Here is a 20,568-nt window from a genome sequence, read left to right on the forward strand (position 1 = left end):
CGGACATGCTGGACGCCCGCCAACTCGAAGCCCTGGCCGCCGTGGTCGAACACCGCGGCTTCGGACCGGCCGCACAGGCCCTGAACCTCACGCTGGCGGCGGTGTCGCTTCGCATCAAGTCGCTCGAAGAACACCTGGGCCAGCGCCTGCTGGTGCGCGGCAAGGCGGTGCGCGCCACCGCCGCCGGGCAGGCGCTTCTGGCGCATGTGAAGCAACTGCAGATGATGGAGGCCGACTTGCTGGCCGGGCTGCAGGGCGGGGCCGAATCGCGGGCCGGTGCGGCCTGGCAGAGCCTGAGCGTGGCCACCAACGCCGACTCGGTGGCCAGCTGGTTCCTGCCCGGCGTGGCCTCGGTGCTGCAGAAACACCGCCTGCTGCTGGACGTGATGATCGACGACCAGGACCACACGCACGACCTGCTGCGCAGCGGCGAGGTGATCGGCTGCGTGACTACCCTGACCGAGCCCATGCGCGGCTGCGTGGCCGAGCCGCTGGGCGTGATGCGTTACCGCTGCGTGGCCGCGCCCGAGGTGGTGCAGCGCTGCCGCACGCCGCGCGGCGCGGTCTCGCCCCACAAGCTGCTGGCCCATCCGGCCATCATCTTCAACCGCAAGGACGCGCTGCAGGACGCCTTCCTGCGGCAGCACTTTGGATTGAAACAGCCGGCCTACCCGCGCCACTACGCGCCGGCGGTGGACGCATTCGAGCGTGCGATTGAGCTGGGGCTCGGTTGGGGCATGGTGCCCGAGCAGCACTTGAAGGACCGACCCGGCATGCAGGAGGTGCTGCCGGGCGCCACGGTCGACGTGACCTTGTACTGGCAGCACTGGGCGCGCGAACCGCTGTCGGCGCAGCGGCTGACGCAGGCGGTCAAGGCGGCGGCGCACGCCGCCCTGCCGCCTGTGGCGGCGTGATCAGCCTTTCAGGCAGGTGCTCATGAAGGCCTTGCGCTCGTCGCCCTTGAGCGCCTTCTTGCCCGCCTCCTCGTTGCAGGTCTTCATCTTGTTCTGCTGGCTGTTGCCGGCTTCTTCCTCGCCGCTCAGGCACTTCTGCATGAAGGCCTTGCGCTCATCGCCCTTGAGCGTCTTGGCCTTCGGGTCGGCGTTGCAGGTCTTCATGCGGTTCTGTTGTTCGGTCGGCTTTTTCTCGGCCGTTGCAGGGGCTGCAGCGGGTGCCGCGGCGGCCGCCGCAGGAGCGGTGGCCGGGGCCTTGGCGGGAGCGGCTGCGGGCGCCGCCGTCTGGGCCATGGCCATCGAGAGGGTACCGGTCAGGGCGATCAGGGTCAGCAGGTGTTTCATGTCGTGCCTTGGTGAGTGGATGCGCCCGAAACGGGCCTGGAAACGATACCCCCGTTTCCCTTAAGGCGATCTGACAGCCAGGAGCAGGGCTTTCCCGAACCTAAAATCCCGTCCCTATGCTCAAGATCAAACAGGAACTGCTGGCCGGCCTTGCCCACGCGCTGGACCAGCTCTCGCCCGGCGCCGGCGACAAGGCCGCCTTCGAATCGCCCAAGGTCGCAGCCCATGGCGACTACGCCGTCACGGCCGCCATGCAGCTGGCCAAACCGATGAAAGCCAACCCGCGCCAGCTGGGTGAGCAGCTCAAGGCCGCCCTGATGGCGCAGCCGGTCTACCAGCGGTGGGTGGCCGACATCGAGATCGCCGGCCCGGGCTTCCTCAACCTGCGCCTGAAGCCGGCCGCCAAGCAGCAGATCGTCACGGAGGTGCTGCAGGCCGGCGACGCCTTCGGTGTCCAGCCGTCCAATGGCCAGCGCCTCATGGTCGAGTTCGTCTCCGCCAACCCCACCGGCCCGCTGCACGTGGGTCACGGCCGCCAGGCCGCGCTGGGCGACGCCATCTGCAACCTCTACAGCACACAGGGCTGGGACGTGTACCGCGAGTTCTATTACAACGACGCGGGCGTGCAGATCGGCACGCTGGCCACCAGCACGCAGCTGCGCGCGAAGGGCTTCAAGCCCGGCGACGCCGAATGGCCCGAGGCCGCCTACAACGGCGACTACATCCAGGACATCGCCAACGACTTCTTGGCCAAGAAGACGGTGCACGCCGACGACCGCGAGTTCACCGCCAGCGGCGATGCGGATGATCTCGACTCGATCCGCCAGTTCGCCGTGGCCTACCTGCGCCACGAGCAGGACCTGGACCTGCAGGCCTTCGCGGTCAAGTTCGACCACTACTACCTGGAATCGAGCCTCTACACCGACGGCCGTGTGGACGCGACGGTGAACAAGCTGGTGGCCAACGGCAAGACCTACGAGCAGGACGGCGCGCTGTGGCTGAAGTCGACCGACTATGGCGACGACAAGGACCGCGTCATGCGCAAGGGCGACGGGTCCTACACCTACTTCGTGCCCGATGTGGCCTACCACATCGCCAAGTGGGAGCGCGGTTTCACCAAGGTCATCAACATCCAGGGCACCGACCACCACGGGACGATTGCGCGCGTGCGCGCCGGCCTGCAGGCCGCGGGCGTGGGCATCCCCCAGGGCTACCCCGACTACGTGCTGCACACCATGGTGCGCGTGGTGCGCAACGGCGAAGAGGTCAAGATCAGCAAGCGCGCCGGCAGCTACGTGACGCTGCGCGACCTGATCGAGTGGACCAGCAAGGACGCGGTGCGCTTCTTCCTGCTCAGCCGCAAGCCCGACACCGAGTACACCTTCGACGTCGACCTGGCGGTGCAGAAGAACAACGACAACCCGGTCTACTACGTGCAGTACGCCCACGCGCGCATCTGCTCGGTGCTGGCCGCCTGGGGCGGGGACGTCGCCTCGCTGGCCGGTGTCGACCTGTCGCCGCTGGACACGCCGGCCGCGCAGTCGCTGATGCTGCTGCTGGCGAAATACCCCTCCATGCTGACCGCTGCGGCCGAGGGTTTTGCGCCGCACGACGTGACCTTCTACCTGCGCGAACTGGCTGCGGCCTACCACAGCTACTACGACGCCGAGCGCATCCTGGTGGACGACGAAGCGGTCAAGCGGGCCCGTCTGGCACTGGTCCGCGCGACGGCGCAGGTGTTGCACAATGGGCTGGCCGTGCTGGGTGTGAGTGCCCCGCAGAAGATGTGAAACCCCCACCTCCCATGAACATTTCATTCCCGCAGGCCCGCGCTCAGCGTGGCGGCACCCTGGTCGGCTTCGTGGTCGGCCTGCTCGTCGGCCTGGGCCTGGCGCTCTCGGTGGCCGTGTATGTGACGCGCGTGCCGGTGCCGTTCGTGGACCGGGGTGTCACCCGCAAACCGGCCGACGATGCGGCGGAGGCCGAGCGCAACAAGGGCTGGAACCCGAACGCCGGGCTGGTGAACAAGGCGCCGCCGCTGCCGGCCCCGGTCGAGACGGCCCCGCCAGCCGCCGGCGACGCTGCGCCGAAGGACGCCACCACCGCGGAGCCCGACAAGGCCTCCACCGCCAAGCCCGCCGATGCCGCGGCCGCCAAGCCGGACACCGATCCCCTGGGCGACCTGATGAAGGCCAAGGCCGGAGGGGCGTCGGAGCCCGCGGCTGCGCAAGGGGCCGACCCGTTCTCCTACTTCGTCCAGGCCGGGGCGTTCAAGTCACCTGAAGAGGCGCAGGCCCAGAAGGCCCGGTTGGCCATGCTCGGCATGGACGCCACCGTCACCGAGCGCGAGCAGGCAGGACGCACCGTCTTCCGCGTCCGCATGGGACCGTTCGGCCAGAAAGCGATGGCGGAGGCCACGCGCGAGCAGCTGGAGGTGAACGGGGTGGAGGCGGCGCTGGTGCGGGTGCAGCGCTGATCCACGGGCGGCCGAGGAACTTTTTCAAGCCGCCGGAGCCAGATTCAGACCATTTCAAGGAGTCCGATTCCATGCATCGTCGAGATTTTTCGCGCCACCTTCTGGTGGCCGGTGCCGCCACCGCCAGCGGTCTGGCCTTGTCGCCGGCCCTGGCCCAGCGCGTGGCCTTCAAGGAAGGCACCGACTTCCAGCGCCTGGCCAAGCCCGCGCCCACCGAGAGCCCGGCGGGGCAGGTCGAGGTGGTCGAGTTCTTCGCGTACAGCTGCATCCACTGCTTCAACTTCGAGCCCGTCTTCGGCGAGTGGATCAAGCGCAAGCCGGCCCACGTCACGGTGCGCCGCATGCCGGTGGCCTTCAACCAGAACTTCGTGCCGATGCAGCGCCTGTATTTCACGCTGGAAGCCATGAACCTGGTGGACACGCTGCACGTCAAGGTGTTCAAGGCCATCCACGAGGAGCGCCAGCCGCTGACGACGACGCCCGCGATCATGCAATGGATCGAAAAGCAGGGCGTCAACCGGGAACAGTTCACCGGCATCTTCAATGGCCAGGCCGCCAAGCTGGCCGAGAAGGCCGTTGGCCTGCAAGACGCCTACCAGGTGGAAGGCACGCCCGCGCTGGGCATCGCCGGCAAGTTCTACGTGGGTGGGCAGGGACCGCGTACCCTGCTGGTGGCGGACTCGCTGATCGCCGAGGCCCGCAAAGGCTGACCGTTTTCCGCCGCTGGACCCGTCGAAGCCCGCCCCAGCGGGCTTCCTGTTTTCAGGGCCGGAACAATGTGCCGGCCCGGCCGCGAAACGGTCTGGGCGCCGCTACAATGAATGCAAGATCTGTGCCCTCAAACGCCATGCACCTACACGCACCAACCCCCCGTTCCATCGCCCGGATGTTGGCCGTCATTGGCCTGATGCTGCCCCTGCTGGCGCAGGCCGAAAAGGCGGACAAGGACAAGCCCATGAACGTGGAGGCGGACGCGCTGCGCTACGAAGAGACGCGCCAGACCAGCGTGTTCACCGGCAACGTGCTGATCACCAAGGGCACGATCCTGATGCGCGGCGCCAAGCTGGACGTGCGCCAGGACCCGCAAGGCAACCAGTACGGCCTGCTGCTGGGCACGCCCGAAAAGGCCGGCTTCTTCCGCCAGAAGCGGGAGGGTTTGGACGAGTGGATCGAGGGCGAAGGCGACCGCATCGAATACGACAGCAAGGCGCAGACGGTGCTGTTCACCGGCCGTGCCGTGCTGCGCCGCTACCGCGGCACCCTGCTCAACGACGTGAGCGAGGGCACCGAGATCCTCTACAACAGCCTGACCGAGGTGTTCACGGTCAAGGGCGGAGACACCAGCAAGACCGCAGCCAACCCCACCGGTCGCGTGCGTGCCATGCTCACGCCGATTCCGGAAGAGGAGAAGAACGGCCCGGCCGCTCCGGCAGCCGATCCGGCGAAGCTGCGCCCCAGCGGCAAGATCACCGAGCCCAAGAAGTGACGGAGGCCGTCGCCAGCGCCAGCCCCTCGGGCGAGATGGCGTCGCACAGCCGGCTGGAAGTCCGGGGGCTCAAAAAGTCCTATGGCAGCCGCAAGGTGGTCAAGGACGTTTCCCTGTCGGTGGACAAGGGCGAGGTCGTCGGTCTGCTGGGCCCCAACGGCGCCGGCAAGACCACCTCGTTCTACATGATCGTTGGCCTGCTGCGCGCCGATGGTGGCGAGATCCTGCTGGACGACCACCGCATCGAGTCCCTGCCCATTCACCGCCGTGCCCGGCTGGGCCTGGGTTATCTGCCGCAGGAAGCTTCGATCTTTCGCAAGCTGACCGTGGCGCAAAACGTGCGCGCCGTGCTGGAACTGCAGCAGGACGCCGGCGGCCAGCCGCTGTCCGCGCGCGAGATCGATGCGCGGCTGGACGAGCTGCTGAAGGAACTGCGCGTCGACCACCTGCGCGATTCGCCCGCGCCTGCGCTGTCAGGCGGTGAGCGCCGCCGGGTCGAGATCGCCCGCGCGCTGGCCACCCGGCCGCGCTTCATCCTGCTGGACGAGCCCTTCGCCGGCATCGACCCGATTGCGGTGCTGGAGATCCAGCACATCATCAGCTTCCTCAAGTCGCGCGGCATCGGTGTGCTGATCACCGACCACAACGTGCGCGAAACCCTGGGCATCTGCGATCACGCCTACATCATCAGCGACGGCCATGTGCTGGCCAGCGGCACCACCGCCGAAATCATCGAAAACGCCGAGGTGCGCCGCGTCTACCTGGGCGAGAACTTCCGCATGTGACGGGATGAGCGGATGAAGCAAGGTCTGTCGCTGCGCGTTTCGCAGCATCTCGCGCTCACGCCGCAACTGCAGCAGTCGATCCGCCTGCTGCAGCTGTCCACGCTGGAGATGGCGCAGGAGGTCGAGCAGATGCTCGACGAGAACCCGTTCCTGGAGCGGGGCGAGGAGGTGGCGGACCGCGAAGACTTCGGCGTGCAGAGCGCGGATGCCCCGGTGGTGGCCGGCGAGCAACTGGAAGAAGCGGCCCAGCCGGTGGTCGAGCCGCGCAGCGCCGAGCCGGACACCCGCACCGCCACCGACAGTGGAGACAGTGCGGGCGAGGACGTGGAGAGCCGGCTGGACGGTGCGGCACCGGTCGAAGAGAGCTGGGAAGGCGACGGCACCGTCGAGATGGCGCCGGACGACAGCGAGTGGGGCGGTGAGGCACCGGCCCGCAACAACGGCTCGGGCGGCGATGACGACGACACCGCCACCGCGGCCGACCTGGCGCGCGTGCCGGTCAGCCTGCAGGACCACCTGCACGATCAGGCACGCTGCCTGCGCCTGTCGGACGAGGACGGTGCGGCGCTGTACTTCCTGATCGAATCGCTGAACGACGATGGTTATCTGGACGACAGCCTGAACGAGCTGGCGCGTGCCTGCTGGCGGCTGACCGCCGGCCGGCCGGCCGACGAAGAACCCCGGTTCGAAGAGGTGGAGGCGATCGAGCAGCGTCTGGGCACCGCCCTGCAGTGGCTGCAGCAGATGGAGCCCACGGGTGTGGGTGCGCGCGACCTCGGCGAGTGCCTGCGGCTGCAGATCATGGACCTGCGCAACACGCCCGCCGCCCGCGCGGCGCTGGCGATCTGCGAGCAGCCGCTGGAGCTGATGGCCAAGCGGGACATCAAGCGCCTGTGTGCGGCCACCGGGCACGACGACGAGACGGTGCGCGCGGCGCTGGCGCTGATCGCCCGTCTGGAGCCCAAACCGGGGCGTCGCTTCGTCGATGTCGAGCGCAACGTGGTGGTGCCGGACGTGATCGTCACGCGCGCCGGTCGCGGCTTCAAGGTCTCTCTCAATGCCGAGGTGATGCCGCGCCTGCGCGTGCACGACGTCTACGCCAACGCATTGCGCGGCCGCGGGCGCGAGGGCGGCGGCGAGGCCGGGCACGCGGCGATGCAGCAGCGGCTGCAGGAGGCGCGCTGGTTCATCAAGAACATCCAGCAGCGCTTCGACACCATCCTGCGCGTGTCCTCGGCCATCGTGGAGCGCCAGCGCAACTTCTTCATGCACGGCGAACTGGCCATGCGGCCGCTGGTGCTGCGCGAGATCGCCGACGAGCTGGGACTGCACGAATCGACCATCAGCCGGGTGACCACGGCCAAGTACATGGCCACGCCGTTCGGCACCTACGAGCTCAAGTACTTCTTCGGCTCCAGCCTGGGCACCGAGACCGGTGGCAATGCATCGAGTACCGCGGTGCGGGCCCTGCTCAAGCAGTTCATCGCCTCCGAGGAGCCGTCCAAGCCGCTGTCGGACAACCAGCTCTCGGACTTGCTCAAGGAGCAGGGCATCGAATGCGCGCGCCGCACGGTCGCGAAATACCGCGAGGCGCTGCGCATCGCGCCCGCGAACCTGCGCAAGGCGCTATGACCCCCACGCTCCACCGCTCCGCGGATCACTGCCCCCCAGGGGGGCTGTTTCGCCTTGGGGCGGCCCGGCGGCGAAACGCACCATGAACCAATTGCACCTTTTCCTCCCCTGCGCCGCCGGCGTGGAGGACTACCTGGCCGCCGAGGTCGCCCGCATCACCGGCGAAACGGCGGTGCAGAAGTCGCGCGCCGGCGTGGCGCTGCAGGCGTCGTGGCGCGACGCGCTCAAGCTCAACCTGCACAGCCGCCTGGCGCAGCGCGTGCTGGTGCAGCTCTGGCACGGCGGCTACCGCAGCGAGAACGATCTGTACGCCGCTGCCAGCGAGGTGGCCTGGGAGATCTGGTTCACACCGCAGCAGACCATCAAGGTCGAGGTCACGGCACAGCACAGCCCGCTCAAGAGCCTGAACTTCGCGGCGCTCAAGATCAAGGACGCCGTCTGTGACCGCTTCCGCGACAAACGCGGCGAGCGCCCCAGCGTCAACACCACCTGGCCCGATGTGCGGCTCTACGCCCACCTCACCACCGACACGGTCAGCCTCTACATCGACACCTCGGGCGAGCCACTGTTCAAGCGCGGCTGGCGCGAGGACAAGGGCGATGCGCCGCTGAAGGAAACGTTGGCCGCGGCCATGATCGCCGCCACCGGCTGGAACGGCGCCGAGGCCCAATCTCTGGACGACATCGTGCCGCTGTACGACCCCTGCTGCGGCAGCGGCACGGTGGCGATCGAGGCGGCGCAGATCGCGCTGCGCGTGGCGCCGGGCCTGCAGCGGCGTTTTGCTTTCGAGAAGCTGCTGCCGTTCCAGCCTCACGTCTGGCACGCGCTCAAGGACGAGGCGGCGAAGCAGCGCCGCGACTGGCCGGCCGGCCGCCCGCCCATCGTGTTCGGCAGCGACGTGGCGTTCCGCATGGTCGACTTCGCGCAGCGAAACGCCGAGCGGGCGGGCGTGGCGTTCGCGATAGAGCTGCGCGGCGGCGACGCGCTGCAGCGCATGCCGCCCACCGACCGGCCCGGCCTGATGCTGCTGAACCCACCCTATGGCGAGCGCATCGCGGCCGCTGGCGTGGCAGGACAGAACGCCCAGGTGCGTGCGGCTGAACGCGGCGCGCGCGCCCCCCGCACCTTCACCGTGGGCGCCAAGGCCGCGCCCGAGGCCGGCCTGGGGCGCGAGAGTGCCCAGATGGCCGATGGCAGCGATGGCAGCGATTTCTTCCAGCGCCTGGCGGCGCACTGGAAGAGCCACTACGCGGGCTGGAGCGCCTGGCTGCTGACGCCCGACCTCAAGCTGCCGGGCAAGATGCGCTTCAAGGAGTCGCGCCGCGTGCCGCTGTGGAACGGGCCTATCGAGTGCCGGCTGTTCCGCTTCGACCTGACGGCGCGCCGCGCACCTGCCGAACCCTCCGCATGAACCCGGTGCCGGTGGTGCTGGTGCTCGACACCAATGTCGTGCTCGACCTGTTCGTCTACGAAGACCCCGCGACGGCGCCGCTGCGCGAGCGGCTGGCCGATGCGCGAACCTGCTGGCTCGCGACGCCGGTGATGCGCGAAGAGCTGCGGCGCGTGCTGGACTACCCGCAGGTGGTCAAACGCCTGGTGTCCCGGTCCCTGGATGCCGGCGCCGTGCTGGCGGCGTTCGATGGGCGGGCGCAGATCGTGGACGTTGCCCCGAAGGCGCGCTACACCTGCAAGGACGGCGACGACCAGAAGTTCATCGATCTGGCGGTGGCGCACGGCGCCGTGCTGCTGAGCAAGGACAAGGCGGTGCTGTGCATGCGCAAGCGTCTGGCGACGCTGGGCGTGGCGATTCACCGCCAGTGGCCCGTGGACCTGCCGGCCGTGTGACTTTCAGACTTGCGCGAACTGGTGGGCGCTGGCGGTGGGCCAATAGGTCGTGAACACGGGGTGCAGACCCTGGATGTCCCTCAGCAGTGCGCCGGGCACCACGGTGGGCAGCAGATTGGACAGCAGCCGCACCTCGTTTTCGTTGACCCTGCGCACGATGTGCTGGGCGCTGATCTCGCCAGGGTGTTGCAGTCCGGCGGCCTGCACCAGTTCCAGCAGAGCCTTGAGTGTGTTCTGGTGGAAGTTGTGGACCCGGGTCGCCTTGTCGGGCACCACCAGCGCCTGTTGTCTCAGCGGGTCTTGCGTGCTGACACCGGTCGGACACTGGCCGGTGTGGCAACTCTGGGCCTGGATGCAGCCCAGTGCGAACATGAAGCCCCGAGCGCTGTTGCACCAGTCCGCACCGACCGCCATGGCGCGTGCGATGTCGAAGGCGCTGACAATCTTTCCCGAGGCACCGATCCGGATGCGGTCGCGCAGGTTCACACCCACCAGGGTGTTGTGCACCAGCCGCAGGCCCTCCTGCAGTGGGGCGCCCACGTGGTCTGCGAACTCCAGGGGGGCGGCGCCGGTGCCTCCCTCGGCACCGTCGACCACGATGAAGTCGGGCGTCAGGCCGGTTTCCTGCATCGCCTTGACGATGGCGAACCACTCCCAGGGGTGGCCGATGCAGAGCTTGAAGCCGGTGGGTTTGCCACCTGAGAGCTCGCGCAGGTGGGCAATGAAGCGCAGCAGCTCGATGGGCGTGGTGAAGGCGCTGTGGGCCGCCGGGGAGACGCAGTCCTGGCCCACAGGTACACCGCGGGCGGCCGCGATCTCGGGCGTCACCTTGGGGCCGGGCAACACGCCGCCCTGGCCCGGCTTGGCGCCCTGGCTGAGCTTGAGCTCGATCATCTTCACTTGCGGGTCGAGCGCGTTGGCCTTGAACCTGTCTTCGTTGAAGCGGCCGTGTTCGTCGCGGCAGCCGAAGTAGCCCGAACCGATTTCCCAGATCAGGTCGCCACCGTGCAGCCGGTGCCAGCTGCTGATCGAGCCCTCGCCCGTGTCGTGCGCGAAGCGCCCCCGTTTCGCACCGCTGTTGAGTGCCTGAATGGCGTTGGCCGAGAGCGCGCCAAAGCTCATGGCCGAGATGTTGAACACGCTGGCCTCGTAGGGCTGGGCGCAGGCCGGGCCACCGATGGTGATGCGGAAGTCGTGCGAAGCAAGCTGGGTCGGCGCCAGCGAGTGGTTGAGCCATTCATGGCCGTTGTCCTTGACGTCCAGCTGGGTGCCGAACGGGCGCTTGTCGGTTTCACCTTTGGCGCGCGCGTAGGCCAGGCTGCGCTGGCTGCGCGAGAACGGTGAAGCTTCCGTGTCGCTCTCGAGGAAATACTGACGCATCTCCGGCCGGATCTTCTCGAGCATGAAGCGCAGGTGGCCGATGACAGGGTAGTTGCGCAGGATGGCGCTTCTGGTCTGGCGCAGATCGCGGTAGCCCAGGAACGAGAGACCGGTGAACACCAGGAACCAGAAGCCGCCGATGCCGAAACCGACCAGGGTGAACAGGCTCAGCAAGGCGAACACCACGCACAGGGCGAGCGCGGTGTACCGCACAGGGTAGAGGGCGTTGAGGCGGTCGAGCATGTCGGTGGTCCTGGGGGCACAGCTACACTGGCCCGCATCTTAAGACCCGCACAGCTTTCCCATGACCACCGAAACCCTGCCCCCGATGGACAACGCCGAATTTGATGCTCTGGAGGCGGTCCTGGATGATCTCCGGTCCCGCGACGAAGAGGTGCCGCAGTGGGAGTTCTGTGAGGGCGCGATCGCGGCCTTGCTGTGCACGCGCCGTCTGGTGACCGCCGAAGAAGCCCTGCCGGTGGTGGTGGGTGTCGGGGATGACGACGGCGACCCATCGTTCAAGGACGCGGAACAGGCGGCCCTGTTCAGGGACCTGTGGACGCGGCGCTGGAACGAGGTGGCGGCATCGCTCGCGGCCAAGGTGGAGTCGCTGGACGACGAGCTCGCCTACCACCCCGAGGTGATGGACGTGCGCGGCGCGGTGGCGATGCTGCCCGAGGCGGAGCGCGCCGAGATCGAGGGCCAGCCGCTGCCGGCCTTCGGCCAGGTCTGGGCGCTGGGCTTCATGTTCGTGGTCGAGAACTGGGAAGAGGAATGGACGCCGCCGCGTGACGCCGACACCGCCGGCTGGATCGACGAGGCGCTGGACGCAATCGTGGCGCTGACCGAAGACGACACTGGCCAGCCCGCGTTCAACATGCACGCCGAAGAAGGGCCGCCGAGCGTGAGCGAGGCGCGCGCCAACGCCTTCGGGTCGGCGATCTGGGCGGTCTACGACCTGCACCAGATCTGGCAGAGCCTGGGGCCGCGGGTCGAGCCCGTGCGCAAGTCCGCCGAGCCGGGCCGCAACGACCCCTGCCCGTGCGGCAGCGGCAAGAAGTTCAAGAAGTGCCACGGCGCCTGAGCCGGCCTGCGCCAGCGCCGCCTCAGCTTTTCTGCATGCGCCGCAGCAGCTCCAGCACCCGCGCGCGGCTGCGTTCGAACTCGGTGTTCAGCAGGGTGCTGGCCAGGTCCATCCGTCGGTTGCGCGCATGAGCCAGGGCCTGCTGGGCCAGGTCGTGAAATCGCAGGTGCTCCTGCTGGAGGTCAAGGAAGTCGGGGTGTTGCCCTGCGGTGCGCCGGCCGGTGGTCGCCAGCCAGTGGCCCAGCGCGCTGCTCCGTGAGTCCGGCAAAGGCTCCAGGTGTTCCGCCGCGGCGCCGTCCGTGGAAAGGTGCTCGTTGAACAGAACGCACCATTCCAGGTGGTGAATGATGGCGGTCTGCAGTTCGAGCCGGTCGAGTCGGGGGCGCGCCGGGATCTGCGGCCCGGGGGCCGGCGGGGAGGACGTCGCGGGCGGATGGCCGCGGGGGGGTGTGCGGGAGCGCGACCAGGGGAGGCGGTCCAGCAGACGTTGCAGGTTCATGTGGGGACGGTTCGTATCCAGCCGGGGCTCCCTGCGGGGGAAGCGGGCTTCGCAGCATAGAAGCGAACGGCCGCTGCGCTGGACCGCTGCGGTGGGGCTCAGACCGGTTTTGACGAAGTTCGCACCGGGGCTGTGCGGGCTTGCGTCGGTCGGGTGAAAAATGTCACGGGCCGTTCGGCCGGTGTGGCGGCGCATGCAGCTCGAACACCGCCTCGGCGCACACCACGCCGTTGATCTGCAGCTCGATCCGGTGCCGGCCCGGGTACAGGGTCCGGGTGGTCACCGGGCGCAGGCTGTGGCGCTTGCCCAGCGTGCAGCGTTCACCCGGTTCCAGCACCCGCTTCCAGCCCTTGAACACCTTGGGGCTGGTGCCGCCGTTGGCGCGCACGTGGTGCACTAGGTAGTCGATCACCAGGGTCTGCGGGGCGGGCGCCGTGCTGTGCAGGTCCACCTCCAGGCCGATGTCGCCGCCAATGCTGGCGAACGGGGCCGAGAGCCGCAACCGGGCCCTGCCCTCCAGGCCGCGGCCCAGGCCCCAGGCCGCCAGGGTGGGTGCATGGCCTTGCTTGACCAGGCTGCGGCTGGCGTGGCGCAGCAGCGCCTCGCGGTGCGCGCTGGCGCCCGGCCGGTGGGTCTGCACCCAGCCGGCGACCAGGTCCGGGTGGTCCTTGGCGATGTCGTTGAGGTGGTTGGCGACGCTGCGGCGGACGTAGGCACTTGCGTCGTCCTGCAGCGCGCGCAGCAGGGGCAACGAGGGCGACGGGTCGGCCACCAGCGCCTGCAGCCGCAGGCCCCAGGGCAGGCGGGGCCGCGAGCCTTCGCTGACCAGCCGCCGCACATGGGCGCTGGGATCATGAACCCACTGAGCCAGGGTGGCGAACACCGCGTTGGGGTGGCGCTGGATGAAGGGGCGGATGGCGAACTCGGCCGAGAAGCGCTGGGTCAGCGCGTGCAGGCAGGCCAGGGCGCGCGGCAGATCGTCCATGCCGCGGCGCGCCACGAACTCCGCCAGCGACCACACCACCCAGCCGCGCAGCCCGGCTTCGTCGGCACCGCCGTGTTCGTTGTTGGCCAGGCCGACCGGCTCTCCGTCCGCGTCGAGCGCAGTGGGCGGCGCCAGGCTGGCCTCGATCAGGTCGGCAGCGTGCGCAAAACGGTCCGGCAGCGTGGCCTCCAGGGCGTCGGCCAGCTGCATCGCGCGCGCCTTGAATTCGAGCGCGTCGAGTCCGCTGGCCGCCTGGCGTTCGAACGCGGCGCGGTTGAAGCGCGGCCACACGCGCTGCAGGTGGCGGCCCGCAGTGTTGACGGTGCGGGTGCTGATCAGGTTCTTGAACGGCTCTGCCATGCGCCGGCTCAGGGGTGTTGCGACAAGCGCCGCAGCAGCCCGTCCAGCGCGTGGGCCACGGTGGCCTGCCGCACGGCGGTGCGGTCGCCGCCGAAGCGGCGGTGCTCGGTGAACACGCCTTCGGGCGTGGCCCAGCCGAACCAGACCGTGCCCACCGGCTTGTCGGCGCTGCCGCCCGTGGGGCCGGCGATGCCGGTCACCGCCACCGACCAGTGCGCGTGCGCGTTCGCCACCGCACCCGCGGCCATGGCGCGGGCCACCGCCTCGCTGACCGCTCCGTGCGCCTCGATCAGCGAAGCCGGCACCCCCAGCAGCTCGCACTTGGCGGCGTTGGAGTAGGTCACGAAGCCGCGCTCGAACCAGTCGCTGGAACCGCTGATCTCGGTGCAGGCTCCGGCGATCAGGCCGCCGGTGCAGCTCTCGGCGGTGGCCATCATCTGGTCGCGCGCGCGCAGCGCCTTGGCCAGCTGTTCCACAAGAACAGGAATCAGGTGCATGGTGTCAGTACTTCCAGAGGGCAATGACGAGCAGCGTGCACAGGGCGGCCGCGAAGTCGTCGAGCAGGATGCCGAAGCCGCCGCGCGGGCCGAAGCCCTTGAAGGTCCGGTCGGCCCAGGCCATCGGTCCCACCTTGACCGCGTCGAATAGCCGGAACAGCGCAAAGGCGGCGAGCTGGCCCCAGAAGCCCGTGGGCATCACCAGCCAAAGCACCAGCCAGAAGGCCACCACCTCGTCCCAGACGATGTGGCCCGAATCGGCGATGCGCATGTGCCGGGCGGTGACGGTGCAGGCCCACCAGCCGGCCAGCGTCGCGATCCCGATCAGCGCCGCCCAGCCCAGATCGGTCATGAATGGCTGCAGCAGCACGAACGCCGCCCAGGCCCAGAGTGTCCCGACGGTGCCGGGTGCGGCGCGCGACAGGCCCGAGCCGGCGCCCAGGGCGATGAAGTGCGCCGGATGGGCGAGCAGGAATTTCAGGTCGGGCCGGTGCACGACCGGAGGAGGAACGTCGGCGGCCAGGGTCTCGGTCATGGCGGGATTATGGGTCCCGCGCAGCGGCCGCCTTTCAGGCGAAATGGTCGTAGCTGCGGGCGTTCACCGGCCGCGCCCGGCCGTCCGGCCCGAGCAGGCGCAGGCCCTCGGCGGCGGTGATCCGGCCGATGCGCTGCACCGGGGTGGCGCTGGCGGTGCCCGCGCGCAGCACGGCGTCGTGCGCGGCGGGCGGGGCGGTGAACAGCAGCTCGTAGTCGTCGCCGCCGTGGAGCAGGCATTCGAGTCGGGCCGTCTCCGGCAACGGCTGCAGGTCCGGTGCCACCGGCAGCGCGACCAGATCGATCTCCGCACCGACGCCGCTGGCCGACAGGATGTGGCCGAGGTCGCCCGCCAGTCCGTCGCTGAGGTCGATGGCGGCGTGCGCCACACCGGCCAGCTTACGGCCCAGGGCCAGCCGCGGCGTCGGCCGCTCCAGCCGCTGGCGGCACAGCGCGTGGTCCTCTGTCGAGGCCAGCGCCCAGCCGGTGCCACGCAGCCGCTCCAGCGCCAGCCGGGCTTCTCCGGTGCGACCGCTCAGCCAGAGGTCGTCGCCGGTCCGTGCGGCGTCGCGCCGCAGCGCCTGCCCGGGCGCCACCTCACCGAACACCGTGATGCAGAGGTTCAGCGGCCCGCGCGTGGTGTCGCCGCCCACCAGTGGGCAGCCGTGTGCATCGGCCAGCGCCAGCAGGCCGCCTGAAAAGTCCGCCAGCCAGGCGTCGTCGGCCCGGGGCAGGGCCAGTGCGAGCGTGAAGCCCAGCGGCCGGGCGCCCATGGCGGCGAGATCGCTGAGATTGACCGCCAGGGCCTTGTGGCCCAGCGCCGCGGGGTCGACTTCAGGGAAGAAGTGGCGGCCCTCGACCAGCATGTCGCTGGAAATGGCGAGCTGGTGGCCGGGGCTCGGTCTGAGCAGGGCGCAGTCGTCGCCGATGCCCAGCACCACCGCAGGGCCGGGTTTGGCGCGCATGAAGTGCCGCCGGATCAGTTCGAATTCGCCCATGCTGTCAGCCGCGGGTGGCCCCGGCCTCGGGGACATCGGCGCTCAGGCCATCGTCGCTGGCGTCCGGCGGCGGCTCGGCACCGGGGCGCGGCGGCAGCAGGAAACTCAGCGGCGCGTGGCGCAGGCGGTGGCGGATCGCCGCGGCGATGCGGCTGCGGTGGGCGTCGTTGATGGCCTGCGCCTTCAGCGCCAGCCGGAAGGCCAGATAGAAGCTCACCGCCAGGTTCAGCGGGCCCACCACGGCCACGCCGGCCACGGCCGACCAGAATGCCGGCTCGCGCAGCACTTCCCAGCCCAGCGACATCGCGGCCGCGGCCACCTGGCCGGCGGACAGCGTGACGTGGCGCACCTGCAGGCCGAGGCCGAAGAACTCGGCGAACGCCGGCACGATGCCCAGCATCAGACCCAGCGAGATGTTGGCCGCCAGGCCGGAGACGTTGTTGCGCAGGAAGCCGGCCCAGCGGTCGGCGCGCGCCCGGCCCAGCCAGTGTGTGGTGCGCGGGTTGTGCCGGATCGCCGAGTCGAGGCGGTGAAACACGAACCAGTTTTCGACCCAGCCGGCGATGATGCTGGAGGAGAACAGCAGCACGCCGGTGAAGGCTGCGAACAGCGCGGTCGGCCCCAGCACCTGCATGTCGTGCAGCACGTGCCGCGCCTTCTCGGCGTCGATCATGGGCGCGCCGGTGAAGGCGCTCAGCAAGGTGCTGATCAGCATGACCACCGGGATCACCAGGCCGACGTTGCCCAGGATGGCCGCGATCTGCGAACGCAGCAGGTTGGCCACCTCGTCGACAAAGCGCCGCACGGCGCCTGGCTGGCGGATGTCGCGCAGCTTGGCCACCATGGCGGGTGCCGTCACCGCGGGCTGTTTGGTGGCCACGGTCCAGTGCAGCAGCTGCACCAGCACGAAGAAGAAGGCGTAGTTCAGGCCGGCGGCGAAGCCGTTCCAGAACAGGGACAGGCCCAGGCCATACAGCGCGAACTTGACCCAGGTGGTGACGCCGATCAGCGCACCGCCGCCGGCCGCCTTTCGCAGCATCTGCCGGTACTCGGCCGCGTCGCGGGTGATGTAGTGCTCGCCGCTCTCGGCACTGCGCTCGGCCACTTTGGCGGCCGTCAGGTGCGAGCTGCTGGCGACCAGCGCGCGCAGGCTGCGGTTGTCGTGGCCCACCTGGGCCAGGTCGGCGAGCAGGGCCACCGTGGCGCGCTCGGGCTGGTCCGACTGCAGGCAGTCCAGCAGCGACTTGGCGCGCATCACCCGCTCGCGCAGCTGGCGCAGGCGGAACACGATGCCGACCGAGACGCCGTGGGCATCCAGGTGGGCGTAGACCGAGTAGGCCGCGTGGCGGCAGGCGTCCAGCTGCGCCCTCAGGTGGGTCGCCGCGCTCTGCACTTCGGCACTGTGCACGCCATGGGCCAGCACCGCGTCACGCAGGTTTTCCATGTCGACAGGCAACTGGTGGAAGGTGCGCTCCGACTTGGCGTCCTCGGACATGCGCACGCGGATCTCGGAGGCGTAGCCGGTGGCGGTGATCTGGCCGACGCAGAACACCAGTGCATCCAGCAGCGACCGCTCCCACAGGCCGGGGCCGGCGGTCGTCGGTTCGTTCGGTCCGGGGCCGAACAACAACGTGTGCAGCCGGCGCAGCGTCTGGCTGTCCAGGGCGCGCAGCCAGTGCACGTCGTCGGCCGTCGGCAGCAGCAGGTCGAACAGCGCGCCGAGGTCGGTGGTTTCGGGCGTGCCGGGCAGCAGCTTCTTGCGCACGCGGTGGCCGAACTCGCTCAGGAAGGCGGTGCGTGGTGCGAAGCCGTGGTCGGCCAGCAGCGGCGCCAGGTCCACGGTGTCAGTGAAGCGGCGCCACCAGGCACGCCAGCGGCGCAGCCAGCCAGGGAGGGCCTGCGCGGTGTCCAACAGCAGCTGCACCCGGGCCACACTGGCTCGGGCATCGCCATCGGCGCCGCGAACCCACTGCAGCACCTCGATCAACCAGAGGTGCCGCTCGGCCAGCGGCGCCTCGGGGTCCAGCCGGTCGAGCAGTCGGACCAGGTCCACAGCGTTGGTCATGGACCGGCCCGCGTCAGTGCAGCACGCGCGGGGGCTGGTCGCTGCCGCCGCCGTCCGCCACCAGGGCGAACTCGGGCACCTCGGCCTCGAAGCGCTCGCCGTCCTCCGCCACACAGAAGTAGCTGCCGCGCATGCTGCCGGAGCGCGTGCCCAGACGGGTGCCGCTGGTGTACTGGAAGGACTCGCCCGGCCGCAGCAGCGGCTGGTTGCCGACCACGCCCAGACCTTTGACCTCCTCGGTGTGGCCGCGGGCGTCGTCGATGATCCAGTGGCGCGAAATCAGCTGTGCCGTCACGTCACCGGTGTTGGTGATGGTGATCGTGTAGGCAAAGGCGTAGATGTCTTCGTCCGGCGCGGACTGCTCGGCCAGGTACTGGGGCTCAACCTCGCAGGTGAACTGGTATTTCGGCATGGCGGGCATGTTACCGCGACGCCGCAAAACCCGGCAGGCCCTGCGAAAATGCGGGAATTGCGCCCATCCTGACCCTTTCATGACCACCTACCGCATCGCTCCGTCCATCCTGTCCGCCGATTTCGCCCGCCTGGGCGAGGAAGTGAAAAACGTCATCGCCGCCGGCGCCGACTGGATCCACTTCGACGTGATGGACAACCATTACGTGCCCAACCTGACCTTCGGCCCCATGGTCTGCCAGGCGCTCAAGCCGCATGCGAAAAAGCCCGACGGCACGCCGGTGCCGATCGACGTGCACCTGATGATCCAGCCGGTGGACGCGCTCGCCGGTGCCTTCATCGACGCCGGTGCCGACCTGGTGAGCTTCCACCCCGACGCGAGCGCCCACGTGCACCGCAGCGTGCAGGCCATCAAGGCCAAGGGCGCCCGGGCCGGCCTGACCTTCAACCCCGCGCAGCCCCTGGACGTGCTGGACTGGGTGATCGAGGACATCGACCTGATCCTGATCATGAGCGTCAACCCCGGCTTCGGCGGCCAGAGCTTCATCGATTCGGCGCTGCGCAAGATCGAACAGGCACGCAAGCGCATCGAAGCCAGCGGCAAGGACATCCGGCTGGAAGTGGATGGCGGCATCAAAGCCGACAACATCCGCCGCGTGGCCGACGCGGGCGCCGACACCTTCGTGGCCGGCAGCGCCATCTTCGGCAAGCCGGACTACAAGAGCGTGATCGATCAGATGCGCGCTGCGCTGGCCTGATGCTGGCCGACATCAAGGCGGTGATCGTCGATCTCGACGGCACGATGGTCGACACGCTGGGCGACTTTGAGGAGGCCCTCAACCGCACGATGACCGACCTGGACCTGCAGCCGGTCACGCGCGCCCTGATCGAACGCACCGTCGGCAAGGGTTCGGAACACCTGATCCGCTCGGTGCTGGCCCACCAGCTGGCCCTGCCCGAGGTGACCGGACTGTCCAATGTCTGCCAGGCGCGCAGTGTCGACACGCTCTACGAGCCCTCCTGGCAGCGCTACCAGCACCACTACCTGCGCATCAATGGCGTGTTTTCTGCCGTTTACCCGGGGGTGGTCGAAGGCCTGTCGGCGCTGCAGGCCCGTGGGCTGCCGATGGCCTGCCTGACCAACAAGCCGCTGACGTTCGCTCAGGGACTGCTCAAGGCCAAGGCGCTGGACGGGTACTTTGGCTGGGTGTTCGGCGGCGACAGCTTCGAGCGCAAGAAGCCCGACCCGATGCCCATCCTCGGCGCCTGCGCGGCCATGGGCGTGCCGCCCGCGCAGGCGCTGATGGTGGGTGACTCCCAGAACGACGCACAGGCTTCGCGGGCCGCGGGCTGTCCGGTGGCGCTTGTCACCTACGGCTACAACCACGGCCAGCCGATTGCACAAGCCCCGCACGACCTGCTGGTGGACTCGCTGCTGGAGCTGGCGCAGCGCCTTACTTCTTGATGCCGAGCAAGGCGTCCTTGAGTTGCCAGTCGGCCGGCTTGGGACCGAGCCAGATGCGCATCAGCGCCTCGAAGAACTCCGGTTCCTTGAAGGGCTCGCCTTCCACCTGGCCCTTGACCGTCAGCACGGTCCCGGTGCCGGGAATCCAGTCGAGGACAAAATTCTCTCCTGCCTTGAGCACCTTGTGGTTGGTGAACACCTGGCTCATGCGCATCACGCCCGGGATGAGCTTGGCAAAGCCGCCCTTCTCCATGTTGTCCTCCATGCCGCGGGAGAACAGCTTGCCCAGTTCGGCCGAGTCGATGTCGCGCAGCATGGTGATGGTCATGCGCTTGGGGCCGGGCTGGTCCAGCAGCGCGTCGGGTGTGCTGGCGGGCTTTTCCACATAGAGGCCGGCGGCGTAGACCTTGAACACCGCCTTGTAGCGGACGCCGGCACCGTTGAGGGTCAGGGGCTTTCCGGCCAATGTCACCCGGTCTTCGAGCTTGACCCCTGCCACGTCCACCGTCGCTGCCAGTGCCGGCAGGCTGGCCACGGCGAGGGACGTCGCCAGGACGAGCCGGGGCGCAAACGGGTGAAGACGTGGCGTGTTCATGGGATGTTGCTCCAAATAGAACGATCGTTCGTTTTTGCATTGTCCGCAAACCCGACACCCGAAACAAGCTCGGGATGACCCTGAGGTGTTCGTCGGTCGATGGCCGGCACCTCGCGGGCGGCGCGCTTTGCTACACTGCGCCGTCATGTTCGTCTGTTTCACGTTCTCCGCAG

The 20,568-nt window shown here is 69.0% G+C and carries 22 protein-coding genes; 12 read left to right on the forward strand and 10 right to left on the reverse strand.

Translation table 11 applies throughout. The features are described 5' to 3' along the window. Positions 1-5 precede the first annotated feature (5 nt). Entirely contained in the window at positions 6-914 is a 909-nt protein-coding gene (gene argP / locus RCO38_RS22865; RefSeq protein WP_308330811.1) for an HTH-type transcriptional regulator ArgP, read from the forward strand. On the opposite strand, the gene RCO38_RS22870 is transcribed toward argP, so the two are convergent. Beyond that, a complete protein-coding gene (locus RCO38_RS22870) occupies positions 915-1,298 on the reverse strand; it encodes a PsiF family protein (protein WP_308330812.1) in 384 nt (127 codons plus the stop codon). It lies immediately after the preceding gene. A gap of 116 nt (positions 1,299-1,414) precedes the next feature. Here RCO38_RS22870 and argS point away from each other — a divergent pair, with 116 nt between their 5' ends. The 8 genes from argS (at position 1,415) to RCO38_RS22910 (ending at position 9,522) form a co-directional block, all read left to right on the forward strand. Next, positions 1,415-3,088 (forward strand): arginine--tRNA ligase, encoded by a 1,674-nt coding sequence (argS, locus tag RCO38_RS22875; RefSeq protein WP_308330813.1) that lies wholly within the window; start codon positions 1,415-1,417, stop codon positions 3,086-3,088. Positions 3,089-3,102: 14 nt separating this feature from the next. Continuing rightward, complete coding sequence (locus RCO38_RS22880) at positions 3,103-3,774, forward strand: SPOR domain-containing protein (RefSeq protein WP_308330815.1); 672 nt, start codon at positions 3,103-3,105, stop codon at positions 3,772-3,774. A 71-nt stretch (positions 3,775-3,845) separates the two neighbouring features. Beyond that, on the forward strand, positions 3,846-4,484 hold the full coding sequence (locus RCO38_RS22885; RefSeq protein ID WP_308330816.1) for a thiol:disulfide interchange protein DsbA/DsbL: 639 nt from the start codon (positions 3,846-3,848) through the stop codon (positions 4,482-4,484). Positions 4,485-4,660: 176 nt separating this feature from the next. Continuing rightward, positions 4,661-5,260, forward strand: a complete 600-nt coding sequence (gene lptA / locus RCO38_RS22890) for a lipopolysaccharide transport periplasmic protein LptA (RefSeq protein WP_308330818.1) — start codon at positions 4,661-4,663, stop codon at positions 5,258-5,260. A gap of 35 nt (positions 5,261-5,295) precedes the next feature. After that, the gene (lptB, locus tag RCO38_RS22895) at positions 5,296-6,045 is read left to right on the forward strand and encodes an LPS export ABC transporter ATP-binding protein (RefSeq protein ID WP_374694578.1); all 750 of its coding nucleotides are present in this window, start codon (positions 5,296-5,298) and stop codon (positions 6,043-6,045) included. A 12-nt stretch (positions 6,046-6,057) separates the two neighbouring features. Beyond that, positions 6,058-7,677 (forward strand): RNA polymerase factor sigma-54, encoded by a 1,620-nt coding sequence (gene rpoN / locus RCO38_RS22900; protein ID WP_308330822.1) that lies wholly within the window; start codon positions 6,058-6,060, stop codon positions 7,675-7,677. An 82-nt stretch (positions 7,678-7,759) separates the two neighbouring features. Continuing rightward, positions 7,760-9,088: a THUMP domain-containing class I SAM-dependent RNA methyltransferase gene (locus RCO38_RS22905; RefSeq protein ID WP_308330824.1), complete on the forward strand. Its 1,329-nt coding sequence runs from the start codon at positions 7,760-7,762 to the stop codon at positions 9,086-9,088. Beyond that, positions 9,085-9,522, forward strand: a complete 438-nt coding sequence (locus tag RCO38_RS22910) for a putative toxin-antitoxin system toxin component, PIN family (RefSeq protein WP_308330826.1) — start codon at positions 9,085-9,087, stop codon at positions 9,520-9,522. Before RCO38_RS22905 ends, RCO38_RS22910 begins: the two co-directional genes overlap by 4 nt. A gap of 3 nt (positions 9,523-9,525) precedes the next feature. Here the strand turns inward: RCO38_RS22910 and RCO38_RS22915 are convergent, their stop codons facing one another. After that, positions 9,526-11,145 carry an FMN-binding glutamate synthase family protein gene (locus RCO38_RS22915; RefSeq protein WP_308330828.1) on the reverse strand — a complete coding sequence of 540 codons (1,620 nt, stop codon included), beginning with the start codon at positions 11,143-11,145 and terminating at the stop codon, positions 9,526-9,528. A gap of 61 nt (positions 11,146-11,206) precedes the next feature. Here RCO38_RS22915 and RCO38_RS22920 point away from each other — a divergent pair, with 61 nt between their 5' ends. After that, positions 11,207-11,986 carry a UPF0149 family protein gene (locus tag RCO38_RS22920; RefSeq protein WP_308330830.1) on the forward strand — a complete coding sequence of 260 codons (780 nt, stop codon included), beginning with the start codon at positions 11,207-11,209 and terminating at the stop codon, positions 11,984-11,986. A gap of 22 nt (positions 11,987-12,008) precedes the next feature. On the opposite strand, the gene RCO38_RS22925 is transcribed toward RCO38_RS22920, so the two are convergent. The 7 genes from RCO38_RS22925 to apaG form a co-directional block, all read right to left on the reverse strand. Further along, entirely contained in the window at positions 12,009-12,485 is a 477-nt protein-coding gene (locus RCO38_RS22925) for a CZB domain-containing protein (RefSeq protein ID WP_308330831.1), read from the reverse strand. Between the two features lie 163 nt (positions 12,486-12,648). Continuing rightward, positions 12,649-13,830, reverse strand: coding sequence for a DNA alkylation repair protein (locus tag RCO38_RS22930; RefSeq protein ID WP_308330833.1), 1,182 nt, complete (start codon positions 13,828-13,830; stop codon positions 12,649-12,651). A gap of 8 nt (positions 13,831-13,838) precedes the next feature. Further along, positions 13,839-14,327: a CinA family protein gene (locus RCO38_RS22935; protein WP_308330836.1), complete on the reverse strand. Its 489-nt coding sequence runs from the start codon at positions 14,325-14,327 to the stop codon at positions 13,839-13,841. A gap of 4 nt (positions 14,328-14,331) precedes the next feature. Beyond that, positions 14,332-14,862 carry a phosphatidylglycerophosphatase A family protein gene (locus RCO38_RS22940; RefSeq protein WP_308330838.1) on the reverse strand — a complete coding sequence of 177 codons (531 nt, stop codon included), beginning with the start codon at positions 14,860-14,862 and terminating at the stop codon, positions 14,332-14,334. Between the two features lie 34 nt (positions 14,863-14,896). Beyond that, a complete protein-coding gene (gene thiL / locus RCO38_RS22945; protein ID WP_308330840.1) occupies positions 14,897-15,859 on the reverse strand; it encodes a thiamine-phosphate kinase in 963 nt (320 codons plus the stop codon). A gap of 4 nt (positions 15,860-15,863) precedes the next feature. Continuing rightward, positions 15,864-17,924, reverse strand: a complete 2,061-nt coding sequence (locus RCO38_RS22950) for a site-specific recombinase (protein WP_308330841.1) — start codon at positions 17,922-17,924, stop codon at positions 15,864-15,866. Between the two features lie 13 nt (positions 17,925-17,937). Next, a complete protein-coding gene (gene apaG, locus RCO38_RS22955; RefSeq protein ID WP_308330842.1) occupies positions 17,938-18,336 on the reverse strand; it encodes a Co2+/Mg2+ efflux protein ApaG in 399 nt (132 codons plus the stop codon). Between the two features lie 79 nt (positions 18,337-18,415). Here apaG and rpe point away from each other — a divergent pair, with 79 nt between their 5' ends. Together rpe and gph are read left to right on the forward strand one after the other, a co-directional pair. Beyond that, positions 18,416-19,093 carry a ribulose-phosphate 3-epimerase gene (gene rpe, locus RCO38_RS22960; RefSeq protein WP_308330843.1) on the forward strand — a complete coding sequence of 226 codons (678 nt, stop codon included), beginning with the start codon at positions 18,416-18,418 and terminating at the stop codon, positions 19,091-19,093. Continuing rightward, positions 19,093-19,800: a phosphoglycolate phosphatase gene (gene gph / locus RCO38_RS22965; protein ID WP_308330845.1), complete on the forward strand. Its 708-nt coding sequence runs from the start codon at positions 19,093-19,095 to the stop codon at positions 19,798-19,800. Before rpe ends, gph begins: the two co-directional genes overlap by 1 nt. On the opposite strand, the gene RCO38_RS22970 is transcribed toward gph, so the two are convergent. Next, complete coding sequence (locus RCO38_RS22970; RefSeq protein ID WP_308330847.1) at positions 19,790-20,395, reverse strand: chalcone isomerase family protein; 606 nt, start codon at positions 20,393-20,395, stop codon at positions 19,790-19,792. The two genes, gph and RCO38_RS22970, sit on opposite strands and share 11 nt — an antisense overlap. Positions 20,396-20,568: the final 173 nt, after the last annotated feature.

The sequence above is a fragment of the Hydrogenophaga pseudoflava genome (assembly GCF_031020795.1).
In the GTDB taxonomy this organism is placed as follows: domain Bacteria; phylum Pseudomonadota; class Gammaproteobacteria; order Burkholderiales; family Burkholderiaceae_C; genus Hydrogenophaga; species Hydrogenophaga pseudoflava_A.

What these genes read in the sequence shown, in the direction of transcription:
- RCO38_RS22905 (WP_308330824.1), top strand. Translation starts at nt 7,760, where the DNA reads ATGAACCAATTGCACCTTTTCCTCCCCTGCGCCGCCGGCGTGGAGGAC.
- RCO38_RS22930 (WP_308330833.1), bottom strand. Translation starts at nt 13,830, where the DNA reads ATGGCAGAGCCGTTCAAGAACCTGATCAGCACCCGCACCGTCAACACT.
- lptA (WP_308330818.1), top strand. Translation starts at nt 4,661, where the DNA reads ATGTTGGCCGTCATTGGCCTGATGCTGCCCCTGCTGGCGCAGGCCGAA.
- lptB (WP_374694578.1), top strand. Translation starts at nt 5,296, where the DNA reads ATGGCGTCGCACAGCCGGCTGGAAGTCCGGGGGCTCAAAAAGTCCTAT.
- gph (WP_308330845.1), top strand. Translation starts at nt 19,093, where the DNA reads ATGCTGGCCGACATCAAGGCGGTGATCGTCGATCTCGACGGCACGATG.
- rpoN (WP_308330822.1), top strand. Translation starts at nt 6,058, where the DNA reads ATGAAGCAAGGTCTGTCGCTGCGCGTTTCGCAGCATCTCGCGCTCACG.
- RCO38_RS22970 (WP_308330847.1), bottom strand. Translation starts at nt 20,395, where the DNA reads ATGAACACGCCACGTCTTCACCCGTTTGCGCCCCGGCTCGTCCTGGCG.
- RCO38_RS22935 (WP_308330836.1), bottom strand. Translation starts at nt 14,327, where the DNA reads ATGCACCTGATTCCTGTTCTTGTGGAACAGCTGGCCAAGGCGCTGCGC.
- RCO38_RS22915 (WP_308330828.1), bottom strand. Translation starts at nt 11,145, where the DNA reads ATGCTCGACCGCCTCAACGCCCTCTACCCTGTGCGGTACACCGCGCTC.
- apaG (WP_308330842.1), bottom strand. Translation starts at nt 18,336, where the DNA reads ATGCCGAAATACCAGTTCACCTGCGAGGTTGAGCCCCAGTACCTGGCC.
- RCO38_RS22940 (WP_308330838.1), bottom strand. Translation starts at nt 14,862, where the DNA reads ATGACCGAGACCCTGGCCGCCGACGTTCCTCCTCCGGTCGTGCACCGG.
- thiL (WP_308330840.1), bottom strand. Translation starts at nt 15,859, where the DNA reads ATGGGCGAATTCGAACTGATCCGGCGGCACTTCATGCGCGCCAAACCC.
- RCO38_RS22925 (WP_308330831.1), bottom strand. Translation starts at nt 12,485, where the DNA reads ATGAACCTGCAACGTCTGCTGGACCGCCTCCCCTGGTCGCGCTCCCGC.
- RCO38_RS22910 (WP_308330826.1), top strand. Translation starts at nt 9,085, where the DNA reads ATGAACCCGGTGCCGGTGGTGCTGGTGCTCGACACCAATGTCGTGCTC.
- RCO38_RS22950 (WP_308330841.1), bottom strand. Translation starts at nt 17,924, where the DNA reads ATGACCAACGCTGTGGACCTGGTCCGACTGCTCGACCGGCTGGACCCC.
- RCO38_RS22870 (WP_308330812.1), bottom strand. Translation starts at nt 1,298, where the DNA reads ATGAAACACCTGCTGACCCTGATCGCCCTGACCGGTACCCTCTCGATG.
- rpe (WP_308330843.1), top strand. Translation starts at nt 18,416, where the DNA reads ATGACCACCTACCGCATCGCTCCGTCCATCCTGTCCGCCGATTTCGCC.
- argS (WP_308330813.1), top strand. Translation starts at nt 1,415, where the DNA reads ATGCTCAAGATCAAACAGGAACTGCTGGCCGGCCTTGCCCACGCGCTG.
- RCO38_RS22880 (WP_308330815.1), top strand. Translation starts at nt 3,103, where the DNA reads ATGAACATTTCATTCCCGCAGGCCCGCGCTCAGCGTGGCGGCACCCTG.
- RCO38_RS22885 (WP_308330816.1), top strand. Translation starts at nt 3,846, where the DNA reads ATGCATCGTCGAGATTTTTCGCGCCACCTTCTGGTGGCCGGTGCCGCC.
- argP (WP_308330811.1), top strand. Translation starts at nt 6, where the DNA reads ATGCTGGACGCCCGCCAACTCGAAGCCCTGGCCGCCGTGGTCGAACAC.
- RCO38_RS22920 (WP_308330830.1), top strand. Translation starts at nt 11,207, where the DNA reads ATGACCACCGAAACCCTGCCCCCGATGGACAACGCCGAATTTGATGCT.